5 protein-coding genes are annotated in these 5,717 nt (G+C 59.6%); 4 read left to right on the plus strand and 1 reads right to left on the minus strand.

Features of this window, described 5'->3' with window-relative positions:
* Nucleotides 1–163 precede the first annotated feature (163 nt).
* On the minus strand, nucleotides 164–1,123 hold the full coding sequence (locus ACLFKU_RS42225) for a PDR/VanB family oxidoreductase (RefSeq protein ID WP_410853194.1): 960 nt from the start codon (nucleotides 1,121–1,123) through the stop codon (nucleotides 164–166).
* A gap of 273 nt (nucleotides 1,124–1,396) precedes the next feature.
* On the opposite strand from ACLFKU_RS42225, the gene ACLFKU_RS42230 reads away from it, so the two are divergent.
* From ACLFKU_RS42230 to ACLFKU_RS42245, 4 genes are all read left to right on the plus strand, one after another.
* Entirely contained in the window at nucleotides 1,397–2,539 is a 1,143-nt protein-coding gene (locus tag ACLFKU_RS42230) for a glycosyl hydrolase (RefSeq protein ID WP_410853195.1), read from the plus strand.
* Nucleotides 2,540–2,622: 83 nt separating this feature from the next.
* The gene (locus ACLFKU_RS42235; RefSeq protein ID WP_410853196.1) at nucleotides 2,623–3,807 is read left to right on the plus strand and encodes an acyl-CoA dehydrogenase family protein; all 1,185 of its coding nucleotides are present in this window, start codon (nucleotides 2,623–2,625) and stop codon (nucleotides 3,805–3,807) included.
* Nucleotides 3,808–3,816: 9 nt separating this feature from the next.
* A complete protein-coding gene (locus ACLFKU_RS42240; RefSeq protein ID WP_368585472.1) occupies nucleotides 3,817–4,122 on the plus strand; it encodes a hypothetical protein in 306 nt (101 codons plus the stop codon).
* 59 nt (nucleotides 4,123–4,181) lie between these two features.
* Complete coding sequence (locus ACLFKU_RS42245) at nucleotides 4,182–5,435, plus strand: Rieske 2Fe-2S domain-containing protein (protein ID WP_410853197.1); 1,254 nt, start codon at nucleotides 4,182–4,184, stop codon at nucleotides 5,433–5,435.
* Nucleotides 5,436–5,717: the final 282 nt, after the last annotated feature.

Raw genomic sequence — 5,717 nt, forward strand, 5'->3', positions numbered from 1 at the left:
GCAAAACGCCCGCGTGCAATGCCCGCAAGGGCCAAAAACCAAAGGATGACGGTCGGCTTCACGACCTGAACACCTCTACATCGCCGACACGTCGCAAATTCAGCTGCTTGTTCAGCGTAGCCTTAACGTGAGATGAGGGCGACGTCGTCGCCCGGTGTTCTACTTACAGATCGAGGACGAGACGGTCGCCCTTACAGCCAGAACAGCAAATGATCATCGTGTTGTTCGCAGCCTTTTCGGGCTCCGACAGAATGGCATCGCGGTGATCGGGTTGGCCTTCGAGCACGCGGACTTCACACGCGCCGCACACGCCTTCTTCACAGGAATAGGAAATGGGGATTCCCGCGTCGCGCACGACGTTGAGAATCGTTTTGCCCTGCGGGACCGTCAGGGTTTTTCCGCTCTTGCGCAATTCGATGACGAAGTTCCCATCGAGCGCGGCTTCCTGCTTCGCGGAGAAGTATTCGACGTGAACCTGTTCCTGAGGCAGCGACGCACACGCGGCTTCGAACGCCTCGAGCATCGGGCCGGGGCCGCAGCAGTAGAAGTGAGCGGTGGACGGTTCTTTCTTGACGACGTCCGCGATGTTGAGGAATGTGCCGGCCTCGGCATCGACGTGAACCAGCGCGCCTTCGAAGGTTTTCAATTCCTCGGCGAATGCGACGTCGACGCGTTCACGGCACGAGTAATAGATACGCGGCGACTGTCCGAGCTCTTTCAGACGACGCGCCATACACAGAATAGGTGTAATCCCGATACCGCCGGCGACGAGGACGGTGTGCCCGGCATCTTCATTGAGCGGGAAATTGTTGCGAGGTGCTTCGATCTGGATGAGATCGCCGACCCGCATCGTCTCGTGCATATAGCGCGAACCGCCGCGCGACTGCGGATCGAGTTTGACGCCGACCACGTACGAACGCTGTGTCAGGCTGTTGCTGTATTCCAATAGCGAGTACTGACGGGTCAGGCCGTTCGGCAAAACGACTCCGACGTGAGCGCCCGGTTCCGCCCCGGGCAGCAGGTTGCCCTCGGGGTCTTCGAATGTGAAGGCCAGCGTGTTCCGGGCCAGATAGTTGATCGCCGTCAAACGCAGGGTCATCACTTCATTCAGTTGTTCACTCATGTCACCTCCAAAATCGTAGAACGCGGAGAACCGCGCAAACGGCGCGCAAGAATTACACATCACGCTTCCTTGTTTAAGAACCTCTGTCGTCAGAATCACGGGGCACCGAAAGTTCCGTCGGCCGTTTGACGCGTAATTCTTTTTTGCATATTATTTGGCCTGACCAGAAAAAAGTCAAAGCCTCTTCGGCGCAGAGTCTGGCGGAAGCTGTAGCGACTACGTTTCTGAGGAAAACGGGCGAGATCACACGGGGTATTCCCCTAGGGAGGAGAAATGATCGCAGTTCTGACCACCAACGGTGGAACCGTCGCGTACGGTGAGGGTGCGGCAACAACGCTGTTGGTCGCCACTATTCGAGGCATGCTCGTGTTCGAGCGTGCCGACGCCAATGCGCCGTGGAATCTCACGCGCAAGGCGCTGGAAGATCGTCACGTGAGCGCGCTGCTCTACGTGCCGAAAGCGGGTCTATTGTTCGCGGGCGCACACGGCCAAGGCAGTCTGTCGGTCAGCAAGGACCTCGGGCTGACGTGGGAACCAGCCAACAACGGGCTCAACAGCACGCATATCTACACGATGGCGCAGCAGGAGCGCGATGGCCGCACCGTTCTGTTCCTGGGCACGGAGCCGTCCGCGCTTTATCGCAGCGACGATCTGGGTGCCACGTGGGTCGAAATCCCCGAGATGATGACGGTGCCGGACCAGGACAAGTGGACGTTCCCGCCGCCCCCGCACATCGCCCACGTGAAGAACATCGCGTTCCATCCGGCCGAGCCGGAGACGCTCTATATCTGTATCGAACAGGGCGCGCTGCTCAAGACGGTCGATGACGGCAAGACGTGGACCGAGCCGCGTAGCTACGAATCGGAAAACGACAAGTTCTACCACGACAACCACCGCGTGCTGATTCGTCCGTCCAACCCCAGGCAGATGTTCATGTGCGGCGGCGAAGGCCTGCACTACAGCGCAGACGCAGGCGAGACGTGGGTGCACCTGATGACGCGTCAAGACCTGATCGGTTATCCCGACGCGATGTTCATCGATCCCCGCAACGAAAACGTGCTGTATCTCGGTGGCCCGGGCAACGCGCCGCGTGACTGGGGTACACGGAAGTCGGCGGATGCCACGGTTCTCAAGAGCACCGATGGTGGCGTCACCTGGGACCATATGCGTAATGGTTTGCCCAAGGAAATCATCGGCAACATCGAGGGCATGGGTCTGTATCACTGGGGCGACAGGATCATGTTGATCGCTGGTACCGCGACGGGCGAGATTTATGCGACCGAGAACGACGGCGATAGCTGGTACGCGATCTCGGAAGACGTGCCGCCGATCTCGAAGGGTGGTCACTACCGCTGGTTCCTCGATGCCAAGGAACGCATGAACGTCGAAGGTCGTTACGGCCGCAACGAACACTGACCCGGCCACAGCAGCCAAACAAAAAGCTATTCTGCGCGCCGGTTCCCCGAGCGCGGCGCAGCAAGCCCTAACAGGAGAACGCCTTGAGTCGTATTGCTAGTCACGAGGACGCCCTCGCTATCGCTCGCGGTTTGCACAACGTGATTCGTTCACGTGTCAAACAGACCGAAAGCGATCGCGTGGTGCCGAAAGAAACCATCGACGCACTACGTGAGTCGGGTCTTTTCAACATCATCACGCCGAAGTCGTTTGGTGGTTCCGAGCTGGGCTTTACGACGCTCGTCGAAGTCACGGCCGAAATCGCGTCGGCTTGCGGTTCGACCGGTTGGGTGTTCGGCGTGCTCGCCGGTCACAGCTGGATGCTGAACCTGTTCCCGTTGAAAGCACAGCAAGACGTGCTGGGCAAAGGCCACGCTCTGACGGCCACGGTGTTCCGCCTCGGCGGCACGATTACCGAAGTCGCCGGTGGCTACAAACTCGTGAACGGTGAAGGGCGCTTCTGCTCCGGTATCGATCACGTGGAGTGGGTCATCGTCGGCAATGCCGTGCAGCGCGAAGACGGGCCGCCCGAACCGCGCTTCTTCGTGATCCCGCGCTCGGATATCCAGATCGTCGATGACTGGCACACCGCGGGCCTGCGTGGCACCGGTAGCCGCACGATCAAGGTCGCCGAAGCGTTCATCCCGGCACACCGTTCGGTGTCCGTGAAGGAAATGATGACGGGCAACGTCGAAGGCGCCGATGCCCTGCGCGCTCCGATCTACCGCATGCCGTTCCATAACGTCACGCCGTTCTCGCTGATCGGTGCGCCCCTGGGCATGGCACGCGCGGCAATCAAATCGTTCACCGAAGGTCTGGCGCCACGTCTGAAGGCAATGCCGGCTGACCAGATGGCAGAGCAGTCGGCAACGATCGAACGTCTTGCGCACGCGACGGCGGATCTCGACGCTGCCTATGCGTTGATTCTCGAAGACACTCGCCGCATTGACACAGCCGAAAGCGCAAAGTCGTTGACGCCGCTCGAATGGTCGCGCATTTCCCGCGATTGGGCATATTCGGCGCAAACGGCTCGTCGTGCGGCCAACAGTCTGTTCGAAGCCGCGGGCGGCACCAGCATCTACAACGCGTCGGACCTCCAGCGCATCTGGCGCGACGTCAATTCGGCCGCGCAGCACTTCGCATTCACGTGGGACAGCGCACTGACGAGTTACGGACGTCAGGCACTCGATCTGCCGCCTTCGAACTTCGGCCCTGGTCCTAAGAAATAGGAGTTAGCAATGAACGTGGATGATCTTCATTCAATCGAGGATTACTCGCCGGAAACGCTGCGTCAGATTGTCGAACGGGTGGAGAACTCGCGCACGTTCGAACAGATGATTTATCGCGAGTCCGAGCTGGACGAAGTCTGGCGCCTGCTCGACAACGATATCGCGGCGGCTGCACGGAATGCCGCGAACTCGGCCGAAGGGCAGAACCTCGTGGCGCTGCGCAATCTGATCATCGAAGCGCACGACCTGATCGGCAACGAAAGTAACACCGTAGACGCTCGCGAACGACTGCTAAAAGCCGTCGCACTCGTTTAAGGCAGTCGGGGGATTTCGGTCTCCCACGCAAATTCATATACAAGAGACTAGGAGCAAACATGCTTTCCCGCGAAGACAACGACGTTCTGACTCAAGTAGGAAAAGGCACCCCGAACGGCGACATGATTCGTCAATTCTGGATTCCGGCGCTGCTCGCATCGGAAATTCAGGAGCCGGGTGGTGCGCCCAAGCGTGTGCGTCTGCTCGGCGAAGATCTCGTGGCGTTCCGCGACAGCGACGGCAAGGTCGGCCTGCTCGAAGAACAGTGCCCGCACCGTCGTGCCTCTCTCGCGCTGGGCGACAACTCGGAAGGCGGTCTGCGTTGTCTGTACCACGGCTGGAAGTTCGCCGTCGATGGCCAGTGCATGGACACCCCGACCGAGCCGGAAGATTCGAAGCTGTGCTCGCGCATCAAGGCGATCGCCTACCCGGTGCGTGAAGTCGCTGGCGTGATCTGGACGTACATGGGCGACCCGGCAAAGGTTCCGCAGTTCCCCGACTTCGATTTCCTGTCGTACCCGGCAGATAAGGTCGCAGCGTTCAAGGTTCTCGAAGACTGTAACTACGCTCAAGCCGTCGAAGGCACGATCGACTCGGCACACGCGGGTGTCCTTCACCGCGAGCAGCCGTGGTCGGCGCCGGCGAAGTACGAGCACGAGCGCGATTTGCGTCCGAAGATCGAAGTCGAATACACGCTGTACGGTCTGCGCTACGCCGGCGTCCGCAATTTCCGTGAAGAAGGCAAGCTGCACGCCCGCGTCACGGAAGTGATTCTGCCGTTCTTCACGCTGATCCCGCCCGATGGCTTCGGCGTCCGCAAGAACCGCCGCATGGCCAACGCTTTCGTTCCGCGTGACAACGAATCGACGTGGCACATCCAGTGGTTCTTCGACGAAACGCAGCCGGTCGATATCGAATATCGCATCCAGGAAGGCGGCCACTGGGTCGATGAAAACTTCCGCAAGGAACTCAACATCGACAACTGGTACAAGCAGGACCGCGAGGCGATGAAGACGTCGTCGATGTCCGGCATCAAGGGCATCCTGACGCAAGATCACGCGGTCAGCGAAACGCAGGGCCGCATTCTCGACCGCACGAAGGAACACCTCGGCACGTCGGACGTCGCGGTCGTCGCATGGCGTCGCCAGATGATTCGTTCGGCACGCGCGTACGCACAAAGCGGCGAGCTGCCGAGCGTGCTGACGAACACGATTCCGTGGAATCAGATTCACGCTTCGACGGTGATCTTCCCGAACGATCGCACATGGAAGGAAGAAGTGCCCCTCAACCCGGCCGTCGCTCTGAAGGCCTGAGGTTCGCATGATCGTTGATAGCCACGCTCACGTATCGCCTCATTGGTATGAGCCCGTCGAGGTGCTGCTCGATCAGATGAATGAATACGGTGTTGGTCATGCCGTGCTCACGCAGATGATTGGACAGACGGACAACCGGTATCAGCAGGAATGCGTTAAGGCATTGCTGATCAAGTCCACCGCATAGCTACTCGGAGCGTTATAGAGCGGAGTGGATAAGGAAGGCAGAACAGGATGAAGCAGCAGACGCTGGCGATGGAAGCTGACGAAGGTGCGGGTTTC

Origin of the sequence: Paraburkholderia sp. EG304, assembly GCF_046543485.1 — a bacterium.
Taxonomy (GTDB): domain Bacteria; phylum Pseudomonadota; class Gammaproteobacteria; order Burkholderiales; family Burkholderiaceae; genus Paraburkholderia; species Paraburkholderia youngii.

What these genes read in the sequence shown, in the direction of transcription:
- ACLFKU_RS42245 (WP_410853197.1), top strand. Translation starts at nt 4,182, where the DNA reads ATGCTTTCCCGCGAAGACAACGACGTTCTGACTCAAGTAGGAAAAGGC.
- ACLFKU_RS42225 (WP_410853194.1), bottom strand. Translation starts at nt 1,123, where the DNA reads ATGAGTGAACAACTGAATGAAGTGATGACCCTGCGTTTGACGGCGATC.
- ACLFKU_RS42230 (WP_410853195.1), top strand. Translation starts at nt 1,397, where the DNA reads ATGATCGCAGTTCTGACCACCAACGGTGGAACCGTCGCGTACGGTGAG.
- ACLFKU_RS42240 (WP_368585472.1), top strand. Translation starts at nt 3,817, where the DNA reads ATGAACGTGGATGATCTTCATTCAATCGAGGATTACTCGCCGGAAACG.